The sequence below is a fragment of the Pseudanabaena sp. PCC 6802 genome (assembly GCF_000332175.1).
Taxonomy (GTDB): domain Bacteria; phylum Cyanobacteriota; class Cyanobacteriia; order Pseudanabaenales; family Pseudanabaenaceae; genus PCC-6802.
In genome coordinates, this window is the sequence record NZ_KB235910.1 from 242665 (window position 1) to 258368 (window position 15704).

General features: G+C 48.0%; 19 protein-coding genes. 15 read left to right on the forward strand and 4 right to left on the reverse strand.

The window, feature by feature from the left end; genetic code table 11:
* Positions 1-8: 8 nt before the first annotated feature.
* Genes PSE6802_RS0101110 through PSE6802_RS30650 form a run of 7 tightly spaced genes read left to right on the forward strand, consistent with a single transcriptional unit; the run spans position 9 to position 5722 of the window.
* Complete coding sequence (locus PSE6802_RS0101110; RefSeq protein ID WP_019498234.1) at positions 9-944, forward strand: cytochrome c oxidase subunit II; 936 nt, start codon at positions 9-11, stop codon at positions 942-944.
* Positions 941-2620 carry a cytochrome c oxidase subunit I gene (ctaD, locus tag PSE6802_RS0101115; protein WP_019498235.1) on the forward strand — a complete coding sequence of 560 codons (1680 nt, stop codon included), beginning with the start codon at positions 941-943 and terminating at the stop codon, positions 2618-2620. The genes PSE6802_RS0101110 and ctaD overlap by 4 nt, the downstream gene beginning before the upstream one ends.
* Entirely contained in the window at positions 2607-3218 is a 612-nt protein-coding gene (locus PSE6802_RS0101120) for a cytochrome c oxidase subunit 3 (RefSeq protein WP_019498236.1), read from the forward strand. Before ctaD ends, PSE6802_RS0101120 begins: the two co-directional genes overlap by 14 nt.
* Positions 3219-3229: 11 nt before the next feature.
* On the forward strand, positions 3230-4747 hold the full coding sequence (locus tag PSE6802_RS0101125) for a GMC oxidoreductase (protein ID WP_019498237.1): 1518 nt from the start codon (positions 3230-3232) through the stop codon (positions 4745-4747).
* A 28-nt stretch (positions 4748-4775) separates the two neighbouring features.
* Positions 4776-5015 (forward strand): hypothetical protein, encoded by a 240-nt coding sequence (locus PSE6802_RS0101130; RefSeq protein ID WP_019498238.1) that lies wholly within the window; start codon positions 4776-4778, stop codon positions 5013-5015.
* Positions 5016-5055: 40 nt separating this feature from the next.
* The gene (locus tag PSE6802_RS34200; protein ID WP_193372393.1) at positions 5056-5229 is read left to right on the forward strand and encodes a DUF6888 family protein; all 174 of its coding nucleotides are present in this window, start codon (positions 5056-5058) and stop codon (positions 5227-5229) included.
* Position 5230: 1 nt separating this feature from the next.
* The gene (locus PSE6802_RS30650) at positions 5231-5722 is read left to right on the forward strand and encodes a DUF6887 family protein (protein WP_019498240.1); all 492 of its coding nucleotides are present in this window, start codon (positions 5231-5233) and stop codon (positions 5720-5722) included.
* A 149-nt stretch (positions 5723-5871) separates the two neighbouring features.
* On the opposite strand, the gene PSE6802_RS0101145 is transcribed toward PSE6802_RS30650, so the two are convergent.
* The 4 genes from PSE6802_RS0101145 to PSE6802_RS0101160 form a co-directional block, all read right to left on the reverse strand.
* Positions 5872-6057, reverse strand: coding sequence for a hypothetical protein (locus PSE6802_RS0101145; RefSeq protein ID WP_019498241.1), 186 nt, complete (start codon positions 6055-6057; stop codon positions 5872-5874).
* A gap of 389 nt (positions 6058-6446) precedes the next feature.
* The gene (locus tag PSE6802_RS0101150; RefSeq protein ID WP_019498242.1) at positions 6447-6842 is read right to left on the reverse strand and encodes an efflux RND transporter periplasmic adaptor subunit; all 396 of its coding nucleotides are present in this window, start codon (positions 6840-6842) and stop codon (positions 6447-6449) included.
* A gap of 300 nt (positions 6843-7142) precedes the next feature.
* Positions 7143-8453: a threonine synthase gene (gene thrC, locus PSE6802_RS0101155; RefSeq protein WP_019498243.1), complete on the reverse strand. Its 1311-nt coding sequence runs from the start codon at positions 8451-8453 to the stop codon at positions 7143-7145.
* A gap of 125 nt (positions 8454-8578) precedes the next feature.
* Positions 8579-8947, reverse strand: a complete 369-nt coding sequence (locus PSE6802_RS0101160) for a VOC family protein (protein WP_019498244.1) — start codon at positions 8945-8947, stop codon at positions 8579-8581.
* A 177-nt stretch (positions 8948-9124) separates the two neighbouring features.
* Between PSE6802_RS0101160 and PSE6802_RS0101165 the strand changes: the two genes are divergently transcribed.
* The 8 genes from PSE6802_RS0101165 (at position 9125) to PSE6802_RS0101195 (ending at position 15704) form a co-directional block, all read left to right on the forward strand.
* Positions 9125-9766 (forward strand): hypothetical protein, encoded by a 642-nt coding sequence (locus PSE6802_RS0101165; protein ID WP_156815366.1) that lies wholly within the window; start codon positions 9125-9127, stop codon positions 9764-9766.
* A 22-nt stretch (positions 9767-9788) separates the two neighbouring features.
* Complete coding sequence (locus PSE6802_RS0101170) at positions 9789-10238, forward strand: VOC family protein (RefSeq protein ID WP_019498246.1); 450 nt, start codon at positions 9789-9791, stop codon at positions 10236-10238.
* A gap of 131 nt (positions 10239-10369) precedes the next feature.
* The gene (locus PSE6802_RS30655; RefSeq protein ID WP_019498247.1) at positions 10370-11101 is read left to right on the forward strand and encodes a hypothetical protein; all 732 of its coding nucleotides are present in this window, start codon (positions 10370-10372) and stop codon (positions 11099-11101) included.
* Between the two features lie 736 nt (positions 11102-11837).
* Positions 11838-12275 carry a large conductance mechanosensitive channel protein MscL gene (gene mscL / locus PSE6802_RS0101180; RefSeq protein ID WP_019498248.1) on the forward strand — a complete coding sequence of 146 codons (438 nt, stop codon included), beginning with the start codon at positions 11838-11840 and terminating at the stop codon, positions 12273-12275.
* Between the two features lie 344 nt (positions 12276-12619).
* Positions 12620-12961: a phosphoribosyl-AMP cyclohydrolase gene (hisI, locus tag PSE6802_RS0101185; protein ID WP_019498249.1), complete on the forward strand. Its 342-nt coding sequence runs from the start codon at positions 12620-12622 to the stop codon at positions 12959-12961.
* A gap of 165 nt (positions 12962-13126) precedes the next feature.
* The gene (locus tag PSE6802_RS35150) at positions 13127-13504 is read left to right on the forward strand and encodes a hypothetical protein (protein WP_019498250.1); all 378 of its coding nucleotides are present in this window, start codon (positions 13127-13129) and stop codon (positions 13502-13504) included.
* Positions 13505-13526: 22 nt separating this feature from the next.
* A complete protein-coding gene (locus tag PSE6802_RS35155; RefSeq protein WP_019498251.1) occupies positions 13527-13877 on the forward strand; it encodes a Uma2 family endonuclease in 351 nt (116 codons plus the stop codon).
* A 24-nt stretch (positions 13878-13901) separates the two neighbouring features.
* A complete protein-coding gene (locus tag PSE6802_RS0101195; RefSeq protein WP_019498252.1) occupies positions 13902-15704 on the forward strand; it encodes a tetratricopeptide repeat protein in 1803 nt (600 codons plus the stop codon).

Below are 15704 nucleotides of genomic sequence, written 5' to 3' on the forward strand. Positions count from 1 at the left end.
TCGTAATTATGAAAACTCGTACGATTTTGACGTTAGTCGCGATCGCGATCGCGCTAACTGCGATTAGTTTGTGGATGGGGCAGCAGTCGTATTCCTGGTTTCCGCCGCAGGCTTCGGCTGAGTCCATCGAGATCGATAATTTGTTCAGCTTTCTCGTATCGCTTGGCACGTTCATTTTCCTGGGCGTTGCGGGAACTGTAATCTACTCAGTTCTGTTTCAGCGGGCTGGCAAATACGATGACAGCGATGGGCCGCACATTGAGGGCAACGTCACGCTAGAAGTTGTCTGGACGGCAATTCCCATTTGTCTGGTGATTTGGATTGCGGGCTACAGCTACCAGATCTACGACCGCATGTCGATTCTCGGACCGATGGAACACGTACACATGGGTATGCCAGCCGTTGAAGCCGCTCCGCTCGCCGATTCTACCAGCCGCGAACCATCCATACCTGCGGCGGAACCGAAGGAAAGGATTGAAGTGCGGGCGCGCCAGTGGGCTTGGGAGTTTCGCTATCCCGATCGCCGTATCACGAGCACGGAACTGCACTTGCCCGTTAATCGACGGATCGAATTGGCGCTGAATTCTGAAGATGTCTTGCATGGTTTCTTCGTCCCTGCCTTCCGCATCAAACAGGATGTCGTTCCCGGTCGAGCGATCGACTTTGAGTTTACGCCAATTCGCGAAGGTACCTACCGACTGCGCGATTCGCAATACAGCGGCACCTATTTCGCTGCCATGCAAACAAATGTCGTGGTCGAGTCACCAGAGTCCTATCAGCAATGGCTGACAGATGCAGCCAACCGTACTCCCGCCACAGCTTACAACCAAGCTTTTGCGGAATATCGCCGCGCTCAAGAAAGCGGTACGGCGGGATGGAAAACCGTCATCCCCGCACCTCCACCTGTTGTCAATTACGCTAATTCCGAAGAGAGTGCCTCATGACCAATATTTCCGTTGACGCGATCGCGAAACTGCCCGGACAGCCTGACGCGCCACATAACTGGAAGCGATATTTCAGCTTCAGCACCGACCATAAAGTCATTGGCATTCAATATATTGTCACTTCCTTCTTTTTCTTCTTGGTGGGTGGACTCCTTGCCATGATTATGCGCGGCGAACTGATCACGCCGGAAGCGGATCTCGTCGATCGCGCCGTATACAATGCCCTGTTCACCATGCACGGCAGCATCATGCTATTCCTGTGGACGTTCCCCGTCCTGGTGGGTTTGTCCAACTACCTCGTGCCCTTGATGATCGGTGCCCGCGATATGGCATTTCCGCGCCTGAATGCAGTGGCGTTCTGGATGGTACCCGTGTTGGGCACGATTATGATGGCTAGCTTTTTGGTGCCGGGAGGCCCATCCCAATCAGGTTGGTGGGCTTATCCACCAGTAAGCTTGCAGAATCCCACTGGTAACTTAATCAACGGTCAGGTGCTGTGGATTCTAGCGGTGGCGATTTCTGGCATATCGTCAATTATGGGCGGGATTAATTTCGTCGCGACGATCGCGCGGATGCGCGCACCGGGCATGACCTGGTTTCGGATGCCCGTGTTTGTCTGGACGGTATTGGCAGCGCAAATCATTCAACTGTTTGGCTTACCCGCCCTGACCGCCGGAGCGGTGATGCTGCTGTTCGACCTTACGGTTGGCACCAGCTTCTTCAACCCAGCCAAGGGCGGCGATCCTGTCCTGTTCCAGCACTTTTTCTGGTTCTATTCCCACCCGGCGGTATACGTGATTATCCTGCCCATTTTTGGCGTGTTTTCGGAACTGTTTCCGGTCTACGCCCGCAAACCATTGTTCGGTTACAAGGTAGTAGCCGTATCGTCTGTAATTATTACAGGACTGAGCGGCATTGTCTGGGTGCATCACATGTATGCCAGCGGCACCCCCAGTTGGATGCGCATGATCTTCATGCTTACGACCATGGCGATCTCCGTGCCGACGGGTATTAAAGTATTTGCCTGGGTAGCGACACTCTGGGGCGGGAAGTTGCGCCTCGATACGCCCATGCTATTCGCGCTGGGCGGCATGCTGATGTTCGTATTTGCTGGCATCACTGGTATCATGCTGGCATCGGTGCCGATCGACATTCATGTCAACAACACCTATTTCGTGGTCGGTCACTTTCACTACGTGATTTACGGTGCGGTAGTGATGGGCCTGTACGCGGCACTCTATCACTGGTTCCCTAAAATGACCGGACGCATGTATTCCGAAGGATTGGGCAAACTCCATTTCGTCCTCACATTTATCGGTACGAACTTAAACTTCTTGCCCATGCATCCATTAGGATTGCAGGGAATGCCGCGTCGCGTTGCCTCCTACGATCCGGAATTTGCATTTTGGAACGTGCTTGCTAGCCTCGGTGCATTTCTACTGGGGATATCCACGCTGCCATTCATTCTAAATATGGTAAGTTCCTGGATTCGCGGCGAGAAAGCCCCATCCAACCCCTGGCGGGCGATCGGTTTGGAATGGCTGATTGCTTCGCCCCCATCAGTCGAAAATTTTGAAGAACTGCCCGTCGTGATTGCCCCACCCTATGGCTACGGCAAACAGGAACCCTTAGTAGCCAACCCTGACAAACTGGAGGTCGTTCATGAATCCCGCTGAAGTCGATATCGTTCAAACCGCAACGAGTTCCGTCCACGGAACGCACGGCCATGAAGAGGCCGACAACCGCATGTTTGGCTTCATTGTCTTTCTCCTTTCAGAAAGCGTTATCTTCCTGAGCTTTTTTGCTGGCTATATCGTTTACAAAACCACATCCCTTGATTGGTTGCCCTCTGGCGTAACGGGACTGGAAATTAACAATCCAGCTATAAATACGATAGTGCTGGTATCCAGCAGTTTTACGATTTACATCGCCGAGCGCTTCCTCCATGCCAAAAAACTCTGGGGTTTCCGCGCCTTCTGGTTGCTGACGATGGCAATGGGCAGTTACTTTTTGTACGGTCAGGCAGTGGAATGGCGCAGCCTTCCCTTTGGCTTCACCGATGGCGTATTTGGCAGCACTTTTTACTTGCTGACCGGATTTCACGGCTTGCACGTACTGACGGGCGTGCTGTTGCAGTCGATTATGTTGTGGCGATCGCTGATTCCCGGCAACTATGACAAGGGAGAGTTTGGCGTTGCTGCCACATCGCTGTTCTGGCATTTCGTCGATGTCATCTGGATTATTTTGTTTGTTCTCATCTATGTGTGGCAGTGAGGGAAATTCCAATGATTATTGATGACCGAAATTACGACGTAATTATTATCGGTACGGGTGCGGGAGGGGGTACGCTAGCAGCCAAACTCGCACCGACGGGCAAGCAGATTCTCATCCTGGAACGGGGCGGCTTCATGCCGTTAGAGGAGCAAAATCGAAGTAACGTCGATATCTTCAAACGAGAGCGCTACCACGCACCCGAACAGTGGTACGACAATGTTGGCGAACCGTTTTCGCCGCAAACTAACTATGCTGTTGGCGGTAACACCAAGATCTACGGTGCGACGTTGATGCGGATGCGAGAGAAAGACTTCAATGAGGTCTCGCATCAAAATGGCATTTCTCCGGCATGGGAACTGAAATATCAGGACTTTGAACCCTATTATACAGAAGCTGAAAAGCTCTATCAGGTACACGGCAGTACTGCTGTCGATCCGACAGAACCACACCACAGTGAAGACTATCCTTTCCCAGCCGTCGAGAGCGAACCTCTTCTCCAACCCGTTGCCGATGCGATCGCTACTCAGGGACTGCATCCCGCCCCTCTACCGTTGGGTTTGACCCGCCAGGCAGATGACCCCACCAGCGATTCCGAAGTGTTTGGCATCGTTCCCGCGATCGCGTTTCCTAACGTTACCTTAAAAACCTCTGCTAAAGCGATCTGCCTGCATACGAATCCGTCGGGACAAACTGTCAAAGCCGTAGAAGTAGAAATTGGCGGACAATCCCATTTGTTTTTTGGCGATATCGTCGTACTTGCCTGCGGCGCGGTGAATTCAGCCGCATTGTTACTCCGTTCTAGCAACGACAAGCATCCTAACGGACTGGCGAACAGTTCCGATCTGGTGGGACGCAACCTGATGAAACACCTGATGACGGCGATCGTGCAACTGACATCAAAGCCAAACTCTGGCAAGTTTCTCAGATCGATCTCTGTCAACGACTTCTATTGGGGAGATGAGAATTTCCACTATCCCTTGGGACACATTCAAAACACGGGCGGATTGCTGCAAGATATTATTTTTGCTGAATCGCCACCCGTTCTGTCCGTATTAGCGAAGATCGTACCTGGGTTGGGTCTGCAACAGTTGGCTACTCGTTCGATTGGCTGGTGGGCGCAGACAGAAGTCTTACCCGATCCCAACAACCGCGTTCGCGTACAAGACAACAAGATTTACCTGGACTATAACCCAAACAACTTAGAAGCGCACGATCGCCTGGTTTACCGCTGGATCGAAGTACTGAAAAATATAGAGAAAAGTAGCGATCGCTCTATCTTTCAGGGCAGCGGCATCCACCCCCGTGGCGAAGCTCCCATCCAGGTAGTCGCCCATCAATGCGGTACCTGTCGATTTGGGTCAGATCCCCAAACCTCGGTATTAAATCTCGACTGTCGCACCCACGATGTCGATAATCTCTATGTGGTAGACAGCAGTTTCTTTCCATCCAGTTCTGCTGTGAGTCCAGCGCTGATGATTATCGCGAATGCTCTAAGGGTGGGAGATCGCCTGATCGAGCGATTGCAATAGAAAAGATTTGGATAAAGTTTGAAAGATTATGTCAAATCCCTCCGTCAGATGGAAGGCTATAATTTTGCTAAACAAGAGTTATTACCTCCACTACGGGGCTAAACTGCAAGAAAAGGAGAAAGAAAACATTAGCAATAGACTGCAAATTAATGCGCTTATTTTAAAAGCAGGCTCTACAAATACCATCCAATTTTTCCAAACTGCTTATGGTGTTACAGGTAGTACGACTAATCAAATTATTAATCCGCCTCGACCTGATATTATTTAGAGCAGCTACAATAAGGCTAAGGAGTGAGGAGTAACATAGGGTGCTTTCAGAAGCACAGTTAAGAAAATGCTTTTTGGTTTGTCAAAGCTTGTCAAGTATGTATTTGCCCATTTACCTGGTTCGATTTGATTCGCGCTATAGCGCTATCTATATTCTTGCAGGCGAAGAAACAGAAGTATTGATTGGCAGTAATGGCGAACTAGTGGAGATTTAGAATGACAATCCAGCCTGACTATAAACAAATGAATCGTGCTGAATTACGAGAGTATATGTTAGCGCATCGCGATGACGAGCAAGCCTTTCATGCCTACATGGACAAAGTTCAGCAAGAATCTATCAAAACTCCCATTAGTGATGAAGTACTGGCCGACCCGCAAAAATTTTCCACTTTCCTCGAACAACGGAAACAACGCAAACAGCAAAATGCCAAACAACAAGGCATGACAAGTCTGGCAACGAAATTTCAAGCGCTTGTGACTCAATTAGACCAAGGCCTAATTGATAGGTTACCAGAAGAGGAACAAACGCTACTCGTCAAGATACAACTGCAACACAAAGTTGAAAAAGATCCAACTTTTAAGTGGCAATTGTTGAGTGCTATCAAATCCAGAGATATTGAGAAAGTAAAAGTTCTCACCAACGACCTGGTTGTCAGCATTCCTCTCGAAACTCTCAAAGGCTGGCTAGAGGCAGACCCCAAAGAATAATTCTGACGATTATCGCTAATGTGTTTACGGGTAAGCGATCGCTCTCCAATAGCCTAAGGCAATTAATCCCAATTGCAAAAGGGAGATCCTAAAAGCCTCCTTCAAGAGTGGGGGCTTTTAAGATCTCTTTCGTGTAAGTCATAGCAATATTACTCATCTATGAAGTCTCTGGAGAAATCTTGTTTGGCAAGCTGAACAAACAAGGACTGCTGACCTAAATAGAGCAGATGTAATTCTTCCAGAAGCTTTCTTGCTGCTTCCAGGTTATTGATTCCTTTAACCTGTTGGCAAAACATCGAATGTGCAAATTGCTTCTCTAGTGATAGCTCGTTCATAATAACCCTCCTGAGTTAAGTTAAGTAGTACGGTTGATAGATTTAACACGCTTAACTTTGGTAGGCTATCTACATTGGTCTTATTAATTTACTGCTCCTGGCAGCTTCACCCTTGCCTAATTACCTACCTATTTCTGTTCTGCTTTTATCCTCATCGAATTTCCCATAATTTACAGCGATCGTTATCAGGATCGAGTGCGATCGTAATCAACTCACTAAAGCCTGGCAAAGTCACATGCAAGTATCGGATATTTATAGTCTCATTCTGCCCGTTTTTGCATAGAAAGCGATCGCTCTCTATGCATATTTCCAGCAAAATCACCCGAGTGGGTGATGCTGGAGGTGCACTAACGATATAGGTCTAGCGATATAACTCTAGCGATATACCTTTAGACGGTACAAGCTGGCATATTTTGAAGAGTTTTGAGTTGTTGCCTTGCCTGCTTAGAACGGGCGATCGCCGCTGCCAAATCTCTTTTGGCTTTTTGCAATTGCACTTGGGCTAGATCTACCTGTCTTTGCGAAACCGCGCCTGCTTGCGACAACTCTGCAAGTTGTTTGACTCTCTCTTCCGCAGTTTGTAGTTGCTCTTTTGAAGCCGTTATCTCCGTATCTGTTTGATAAACTGCGCTAACCAGTTGTGCTTCATATTTTTGGCATCTGCTACTTACCGAACTTGCCTGCACCGAACTCAATCCTCCACCCCAGATCGCACCCATTGACGCGATAGATGCCAAGCAGGCAAACACGGGAACGGATTTAGCGATGTTTTTATATCTCAGCATAGTACTAGTATAACCAATCCAAATAGGTGACTGAGTCCTATTGAGGTGTTGGCTAGTATTCTGAATCTGTAGAGACGAGTGCGGTTCCCTTAACGAGTGGCTTCAGTCGGCTCCGGCTGCAAAACCTGTTTGTATCGCGACATGATATGAGAAGTGCTTGGTTAAGCAGTGTCAAACCCTCTATCTTCCATCACAGATAGATATCGCAACCGGACTGTTAAGCTTGCCGATCGAAGTGAGCCTAACAAAACCCGTTTGGTCATAACTCAGGCGATTGTGCTAGAAAGAGTCAGCAGGGTTTTAAACCGAGACAGGTTGCCATTCCAGGCGTTCGAGAGTTTGAGAGCGTTCTAGTGCCCGCTCGAAGCTGCTGAGTTTTGGCTCGATTTGTAGCGGCTCGCCCACGTAACCCTGTACTGCTTCCTGGGTCTTGAGTCCATTCCCTGTGATGTAAGCAACCGTAGTTTCGTCCGGATCGATCTTGCCTGCTTCTACTAGCTTCTTGAGTACGGCGATAGTCGTGCCACCTGCGGTTTCGGTGAATATACCTTCGGTTTCTGCCAGTAGCTTGATACCTTCAATAATTTCATCGTCTGTGACAGACTCGATACTGCCGTTGGTCTTGCGCGCGATATCGATCGCGTAAACACCGTCAGCCGGATTGCCGATCGCGATGCTCTTGGCAATAGTTTTTGGCTTAACGGGAGCAATAAAATCGCGACCTTCCCGGAAGGCAGAAGCAATGGGCGAGCAACCTTCGGCTTGGGCACCGCTAAAGCGGACTGATTTCTCATCTACCAGGCCAACTTTGACAAACTCTTGGAAGCCCTTGTAAATCTTAGTGAATAGAGAGCCAGATGCCAACGGAGCCACAACACGATCGGGTAGCTGCCAGCCAAGCTGTTCGATCGTCTCGTAAGCCAGTGTTTTAGAACCTTCGGAATAGTAGGGGCGCAAGTTAATGTTCACAAAGCCCCAACCGTGGGTGTTGGCTACTTCCGAGCAAAGGCGGTTGACCTGATCGTAATTGCCCTGTACCGCAAATACCTTGGGTGCGTAGATCACAGTACCTAATACCTTGCCTGCTTCTAGATCGGATGGAATAAATACGCAGCAATCCAAACCAGCATGGGCAGCGATCGCTGCCGTAGAATTCGCCAGATTGCCAGTACTGGCACAGGCAACCGTATTAAAGCCTAATTCCCGCGCGCGACTGAGGGCAACCGAAACCACGCGATCTTTGAAACTGAGCGTGGGCATGTTGATGGCATCGTTTTTGATGTAGAGGTTTTTGATGCCGAGTTTCTTAGCCAGGCGGTTTGCCTTGAGTAGTGGGGTCATACCCGTCCCCACATCGATATAGTTATCGGTTTGTACGGGTAAAAAATCGCGATAGCGCCAGATGGACAGTGGGCCAGCTTCAATGGTGGCGCGGCTGACCTTAGAGGCGATCGCATCGTAGTCGTAGTCTACTTCCAGAGGTCCAAAACACAACTCACATACGTGCATAGCCTTAGGCTCATACGTAGTACCGCATTCTTTACACTTGAGACTGTTGAAAGTGGTTGTAACTTTCTCGCAGGAGTAGGTAGATGTGGTTGCTGTGGTCATGATATCGCGTGCGTTTTTAGGAGTTGACTAACTTGCTTTGAACCATAACACAGTCTTTGGAACAGCGTCAAACATACCCGACTTATTTAGTCGGGATTGATTGAAGTTAGCACTGGGTAAGATATCTAGGCAGTTGGAGGGGCTGATAGCTCTACTATATTGCCATCAGGATCTTGCACGAACAGGGCGGCACGACCGGAAGCACTCATTTGGATGGGGTAATTATGTTCCTGCAACTGCTTTTTGGCTTCATCAAGATCGGCAACCGCAAACGCAATGTGGCGATCGCGTCCCCATTTTTCTGGCAGCTCGCGGGCGCGATCGCAATGGCCAAGCATAAGATGGATTTGGTAATCGCCTACCTGATACCAAGCACCAGGGAAACGCAGTTCTCGGCTGACTTTACTTAAACCCAGTACCGCGCCGTAAAAATATTCTGCTCTAGTTAGATCGGAAACTAAAATGGCAGCGTGCAGGCATTTAAGGATTTGCATGGGTGGTCTACTCTCAGTAAAATATTCGTCGTAAAATTTCAAACTAACAAAGAATTCAACGGCGTAAAATAGCTTGAGAAATAGTTAAAATTATTTGCATAGATTTCAAGGTTCCCATCGGTGATGGAAGATCCGTCCAGTTACAGTGACAGCTCATCTTCAGGATCGCACCAATTTATGCATTCCGCCGGGCGCATACTCAGACGCAAGCAGGGAATGCCTATCTGGGCAATTGTCGCGATCGCGCTGCTAATGCTTGCCCTCTGGAATTGGCAGCTTGTGGTGGCCACAATTGCTGGCGTAGTCGTAATGAGCTTGGTATACGTCGGGCAAGATTGGAATTGGAGCAGTCTAATTTTGCGCTGGCAGAGACTGTTGAATCATCCCAATCGCCAGTTTACAGTTGCAGTAGTCGCGGGTGCGGTAGCAGTATGCTTTACATACATGGTGGCAGCCATTTGGCACGGGATTGATAATCACTGGCTGGCTAGCGCCGGTATTTTGCAACTGATCGCAACATTGGCAGTGTTGGGGCTACTGTTTAAGCAGGCGATCGACAAGTGGATTGAAACTCAACGGTCTAACGTTGATGCCTTAGTCGCACAATTTACTGCTAGCGACGATCTAGAACGCTTAATTGCCGTCAAACAACTGGCCCAACACCTGCAACAACAGCGATTGCCGCTCAACCAGGAAATAGCGATCGCCCAGTATTGCCAGGTCTTGCTCGGCAGAGAAACCGTTCCAGCGATTCAGGATGCGGCTTTAGAAGTTTTGGAAGCAATAAACTACAAGCAGATCAAGTCCTCAGCAAACTAAAAAATAGCCAGGAGATCCTTGCATGGTAGACAATCCCCCCCACCTTGTCACTGGGAATCTGCGCCGCGTCCACCATTTTGCCTTTAACATCAAGGATATGCGGGCTTCTCGCCATTTCTATGGCAATATCCTGGGCCTGCACGAGTTGCAAGGCGACGAAATCCCCAGTACCCTCAAAGCTTTAGTTGAAGCTGGCAAAGTTGCAAATTTTGCCTTGCCAGATGGCACAGTTATCGATCTGTTTTGGGAGCCAGAACTATCTCCGCCCGACCCCGATCCACAACGACAGTTTACCCGCGCCAATCATCTGGCATTTGATATTGCTCCCGATTTGTTCGATCGCGCGGTTGAAGTGTTGCGATCGCATCACGTACCAATGGAAGGCGAGCCAGTCAGTCGCCCCACTGGTCGGGGGATATATTTCTATGACCCTGATGGCTTCTTGATTGAAATTCGCTGCGATCCAGCATAAAGACCGCGCTTGATGTCGCTATTTTTAGCAAAAATACCTACGAAGTTTAATAAAAATGCCGATAATGCGTTACGATCGCCTAGTATTTAAAAGTAAAAATTAGTACCTGGCACAACAGGGAGAATTTAATTATGCGTTTTCAAAATTTATTAGCTGTAACAGCAACAGCCATGCTAGCCCTAGCAGCCTGTGGTACCAACACAACTACGCCAACACCAACGACGACAACTGCAGCTACCCCAACTACAACCACTACTGCTCCAGCCTCACCCACAACCGCAGCTACTCCCACAACAACTGAAGCTCCAGCCTCCAAATCTAAGGTTTTGAGCAAGGCAACCACACCAGCTACTGGAACTAGCTCTCCGGAGAAGTTTCTTAAAGTAAAGGCAGATAACCTGCAATCCTACAAGCACAAAACCGGGTTATTTGAAATTGACATTCCAGAGGGCTGGACGCCTACTGATAATTCAAAACCAAATGAAACTATTGTTTTGTGGTTCGATCCTACTAAGAATTCTCTTATTTCCGTTGACATCTTCAATGCGCCAGAGGGCATTGATAGTGCCAAGATGACCGAATTACTCAAGAGCTTCCTAACTAAAACATTTGGCTCCCGACCTGGATTTTTTATGGAAGAGCCTATTTCTCAATCTGATGGTAGCGTGCAGATTGTCTGGGGCTACACGGAAACAATTCAAGGAGCCACGGGTCGGATACAAGGCAATAGCTTTATTGAGAAGATCGATGACAAGATCTCCCTGCTCACTACTGGAGTGCTAGAGCACCAATTCGACGACCTAAAAGAGCCTATGTCCCGCGTGATCAATAGCTATAAAGTCAACGCTTCGGTCAAGCTGTAAATCTGCTGCATTAACTGCAGGGTGGGCATTGCCCGCCCTTTCTTCTAGAGATAGTTATGCTGATTTAAACTGTGTAAGGTTACAAATGGGGGCGTTGCCCCCACGAAGGAGTTCTTTTATCCTTTTATCCCCTTCACTCTTTCTTGTTTATCGTTCAAATTGGTGTTAGCTCTTTTGCAGAAATCGCCTTTAACAGTGTAGGTATCATCAACAGGACTTACGCAAAACCGATCCCCCACCCCCCTACCCTTACGGGAAGGCAAAGCCTAGCAAAAGGGGGCTTTTGGATTTCCCCCCTTGATAAGGAGGGCTAGGGGGGATCTTGCATTTCAGCATTCAATGCGTAAGTCCTAATAAAGTATAGCCATATACAGATCTGTTAGGACAGGAGGTGTGCGAGCTGCGCCCCCACGCAGGGGAGGCAGGGCGGTCTTGGGGGTTTCCCCCTAGAGCCACTGCCGTGTTTCACCCCTGCACCCCGTCCTAAGCCTGTTGGCTATAGCTATATAAAGTTGGCCACATGCATTTGGGGACAATTCCTTAGCTATTCAGCCTCCGACACAAATTTAGCAAATAAACTTTAAATTTTTGGGTATAACTGCAAATAATTGGCATTCTTAGCATAAGATGACCAAAACATACTGATGCAGAATTTGTCGCTTTGCATTCGTATACCCCCAAGTTATCTAACATTTTCTAGGAACACCCTAAATTTTTAAAAAGTTAAGAGGAAGTTATGGCATCAAGACGAGGTAGAGCCGCTGCAACCGGCTTTCTAAAAGATTTTCAGACTTTTATCATTCAAGGTAATGTTGTCGATCTAGCTGTGGCAGTCATTATTGGTGGCGCATTTGGCAAAATTGTGGAATCCTTAATTGGAGATATCATTACTCCTGCTATTTTGAAGCCAGCTTTAGAAGCAGCTAAGGTTGAAGATTTGGCTAAGCTTTCCGCAGGTGGCATACTTTACGGCAAGTTTCTGGCTGCCGTAATCAACTTTCTGGTGATTGCCTTCGTAATTTTCTTAGTGATCCGGGCACTTGAGAAATTTAAGCGCCAGGAAGCAGCAGCGGAAGAAGCGGCAGCGGCTCCAGATCCAGTACTTGAGTCGCAGGAGCGCCTTACCAGTACAATGGAGCGCCTTGCTAGTGCGTTAGAAAACCGAGGTGTTTAAACTATTAGGTACCTTGTTAATCTAAGTTAAACTAGAGTATTCCTTTGATGCCATTTGCGTGAGTGAGTGGCATCAAACTTGTTTATGGGTTACACGAAATCCTGGTTTGTTATACCAATTCTCTAAAGTAAAATTACAGATTGCTGGAGGGGCGAACGGCCGTTCGCCCGTACGTAGATTGATATGTAGTTCGATTTTGAAGAATTGGTGTTACCCCCTTTTCTTCAAGGCTGCGCAGGCAGACTTTGTTGGTGTAGCTGCGACTTCCAGTCACCAGGCAATATAGGAGTAATGAACGCGGATTTGGTATTAGGGTGTTGCATTGATTGATTGAATGGAATGCTATGAATTTAACTAGTGATTGGATCGATCGCCTGAAATTCGATGCGAATGGTTTAATACCAGCGATCGCTCAGGATTACCGTGATGGTGCCGTGCTGATGATGGCGTGGATGAATAGAGAAGCGATCGCTCGGACGATAGAAACCAGAGAAGTCCACTATTGGAGCCGTTCGCGCCAGGAACTATGGCACAAAGGGGCAACTTCCGGGCATATTCAAAAGCTCCAGGAAATGTATTTCGACTGCGATGCTGACGTACTGCTATTAAAAATCGAGCAGGTAGGAGATATTGCCTGTCATACTGGAGTGAGAAGCTGTTTTTTTAATCAAGTGCAGCTAGGGTAATTATACCAATTTGAATAGTAAACATGACAGATCTAAGGGGGGAAGGGGTGGAACCCCTTCGTGGAGGCAACGCCCCCACACCCCATCTGTAACCCGAACAATTTAAATTGGTATTAGATTGACTCGTAGACTTATCGGCTGAAGTTCACCATTGGAGGTAGCTCCATGACAACAACATTACCAATACTCACGGAAGAGCAAATTAGAGCCAGGCAATTTATTGAACTGAAGGGCATTAGTTGGCAGACTTACAAGGAACTAATGGCCCAGTTGGGTGACGATCGCGTGTGGAGAATTGCCTACGACCAGGGTGTGCTGGAGATTAGAATGCCGTTAACAGAACACGAAGAACCAAAAATTATAATTGCTGACCTCGTTACAGCTCTAGCTGAAGAACTAGAAATTGAAACAAGACAGCTTGGAGCCTTGAAGCTAGAGCGTGAAGACCTCACCCGTGCTGTCGAACCCGATACTTGTTTTTATATTCAAAGTGAGTTAGCAGTGAGGGGAGTTAGAAGTATTCACCTATTGCTCCGGCAATAATACAGCCTGCATTTTTTAGGTAGTGACCCTTGAAACAACCGTATCTCCTGTAATATCTCAGGCTGCCGGAGCAATACCTGAGAATCCACCACCAGATTTAGTAGTTGAGTCCGACTATAGGCATTCTTCGATCGATAAATTCTCCCTATACGCTGCGCTTGGCGTGCCCGAGTTGTGGCGATATCGCAAAAAGAATCTGGAGGTATATCAACTCATTGATGGAAAATATGAGCAAGTAACATGTAGTGCTGCCTTACCTACGTTCCCAATTGCCGAGGTTACAACTTACATCGAACAAAGTTTTGAGATCGGGCAAAGGGCAGCAGTGCGCTTATTTAGGGAGCGTATTCGAGAAATTTTGCCTCAAAAATAAACCGACAACAAGCCCAGGGTACATATGAAGGATCGACGCGGCAAGAGTTGGAACTACGCGCTGCTGGCATTGCAGTTGGGATTAATTCTCTCTCTAACTTTTAGCTTTTTTGTTGCGAGTGCTTTTGCTGGTGCGATCGCAAAAGTAATTGCCCAAGAGGTTCCCCAGGAGTTTACTCAAGTACTCGCCCAGGCAACTACGCGCAAAGCCTCTGCGAATCAGGAGGGTTGGCAGCTCTACAAAGCCCAAAAATACGAAGAGGCAGTAGTGAAGTTCCAACAAGCTGTGCGGGAAAAGCCCGACGATCCTAAACCACATTGGGGGTTAACTTTAGCGTTCAACCAACTGAAACGCTATCAGGAAGCTAAGAAATCCCTAGATCGAGCAGTAAAACTAGATCCCAACATTACATTTACGAATCGCCAAACCTACAACAAGATTCGACAAACTATTAACAAAAAGATCGGCCAAGATCGAGGCACTATCCTTCAGCCACCAAATCCCTCACCTCCTCCCAAACAAGGCACCGATTTAGAGTTGATTGCGCTGAAAACTGACGCTGTGGTTGTAGATGCCTCAATGTCAAAGTTAGTGGATATCGCCCAGCTAAGACAGGTCGCGAATGAGGCGCAACCGTTTACGATCGAATTTATTGTTAAAAAGAGCATTCCAGGCGATCGCCTGGAATATGCCAAAAAAATATTTACTTATCTCAATCTTAAAAATGGTGCCGTAATTGTTGCCACTCAGCGGGGAGTGGATGTTTATTCCGATCGATTGACGAGCGATCGCGCCGTGGAACTTAGTAAAGCGAGTCGAATAGAATTCGCACCTGATAATTACTCGCCAGGACTGGTAGTTCTTGCCCGATCTGTAGTGGCAGAGGTGCAAAGGCAAGAGGGGCAAAATAAGGGCTTGGGATTTGTGGCATTGACTTGCCTGGCAGGAGGTAGCGCTGCCTTTTTCATCCATCGTCGCTATAAATGGAAGGAGAGAGTAACGCAATTGCAAGAGCTACGCTATCAGGTCAGCACTAATCTCGATGACGTTGATAGTTACATCAAAGTTTTACCGCAAGGAGATGCAGCGAGTCAGGCAAGCGCTCTTTACCAACAGGCTGTTAGTGAATTTGTCCAGGCTTCAGAAATTGTGGACGCACCGCCTAAAAATCTTACCCAGCTAGAGCGAGCAGAAAGTTCGCTGGAGTTAGCACGCCAACACTTGCAAGAGGCTCGTAAGTGGATCGATCGCTCCACAGGCGTTACTGCGCCTCCAAGCGCTCCGACAATAGTAGAGCGAGAAAGCGAGCGAGAAGAATATGTCGCATGTTTTTTTACTTCTCAACCTCTACGCATCTCAGAAGCCCAAACTAGAACCATCGATGTTGATGGCGTACCGCAGCGCGTGCTGTGCTCTCCTGCCTGTGCCGCTCAGATCGATCGCGGTCAAATTCCCAACATTAGAGCAGTACGCCAATACAATACTTACATTCCCTGGTACCGTTACCCTGACTACAATCCTTACCGCGATTACTACAGCTACGATCGCGAATGGATTGTCGTGTCCTACCGCGATATCCAACCGGAATATCGCCAGAGCGAAACTATAGTCATTACGCCCGATCGCTCGCAATATCGCGATCGTAACATCCAGCAAATAGAACAACAAATTGATTGGAGCGCCCAGGCTAACTCGGCAGTTAGCTTCAATGCCGGAGCAGAAAGCCAAAGCGATACGGACTTCTACAGTAGAGAAGACATAGGAGATGCCTCTATAGATGAGACTCCACGGGAGACAGATTTCTTCTTTACGGGCGATCGCTCGTGA

Excerpts from the sequence above, each read along its gene's own strand:
- PSE6802_RS0101170 (WP_019498246.1), top strand. The coding sequence starts at position 9,789 with ATGGTAGACAATCCCCCCCACCTTGTCACTGGGAATCTGCGCCGCGTC.
- ctaD (WP_019498235.1), top strand. The coding sequence starts at position 941 with ATGACCAATATTTCCGTTGACGCGATCGCGAAACTGCCCGGACAGCCT.
- PSE6802_RS0101110 (WP_019498234.1), top strand. The coding sequence starts at position 9 with ATGAAAACTCGTACGATTTTGACGTTAGTCGCGATCGCGATCGCGCTA.
- PSE6802_RS0101160 (WP_019498244.1), bottom strand. The coding sequence starts at position 8,947 with ATGCAAATCCTTAAATGCCTGCACGCTGCCATTTTAGTTTCCGATCTA.
- PSE6802_RS30650 (WP_019498240.1), top strand. The coding sequence starts at position 5,231 with ATGACAATCCAGCCTGACTATAAACAAATGAATCGTGCTGAATTACGA.
- thrC (WP_019498243.1), bottom strand. The coding sequence starts at position 8,453 with ATGACCACAGCAACCACATCTACCTACTCCTGCGAGAAAGTTACAACC.
- PSE6802_RS30655 (WP_019498247.1), top strand. The coding sequence starts at position 10,370 with ATGCGTTTTCAAAATTTATTAGCTGTAACAGCAACAGCCATGCTAGCC.
- PSE6802_RS0101130 (WP_019498238.1), top strand. The coding sequence starts at position 4,776 with ATGTCAAATCCCTCCGTCAGATGGAAGGCTATAATTTTGCTAAACAAG.
- PSE6802_RS0101125 (WP_019498237.1), top strand. The coding sequence starts at position 3,230 with ATGATTATTGATGACCGAAATTACGACGTAATTATTATCGGTACGGGT.
- PSE6802_RS35150 (WP_019498250.1), top strand. The coding sequence starts at position 13,127 with ATGACAACAACATTACCAATACTCACGGAAGAGCAAATTAGAGCCAGG.
- PSE6802_RS0101120 (WP_019498236.1), top strand. The coding sequence starts at position 2,607 with ATGAATCCCGCTGAAGTCGATATCGTTCAAACCGCAACGAGTTCCGTC.
- mscL (WP_019498248.1), top strand. The coding sequence starts at position 11,838 with ATGGCATCAAGACGAGGTAGAGCCGCTGCAACCGGCTTTCTAAAAGAT.
- hisI (WP_019498249.1), top strand. The coding sequence starts at position 12,620 with ATGAATTTAACTAGTGATTGGATCGATCGCCTGAAATTCGATGCGAAT.
- PSE6802_RS0101195 (WP_019498252.1), top strand. The coding sequence starts at position 13,902 with ATGAAGGATCGACGCGGCAAGAGTTGGAACTACGCGCTGCTGGCATTG.
- PSE6802_RS0101145 (WP_019498241.1), bottom strand. The coding sequence starts at position 6,057 with ATGAACGAGCTATCACTAGAGAAGCAATTTGCACATTCGATGTTTTGC.
- PSE6802_RS0101150 (WP_019498242.1), bottom strand. The coding sequence starts at position 6,842 with ATGCTGAGATATAAAAACATCGCTAAATCCGTTCCCGTGTTTGCCTGC.
- PSE6802_RS0101165 (WP_156815366.1), top strand. The coding sequence starts at position 9,125 with ATGCATTCCGCCGGGCGCATACTCAGACGCAAGCAGGGAATGCCTATC.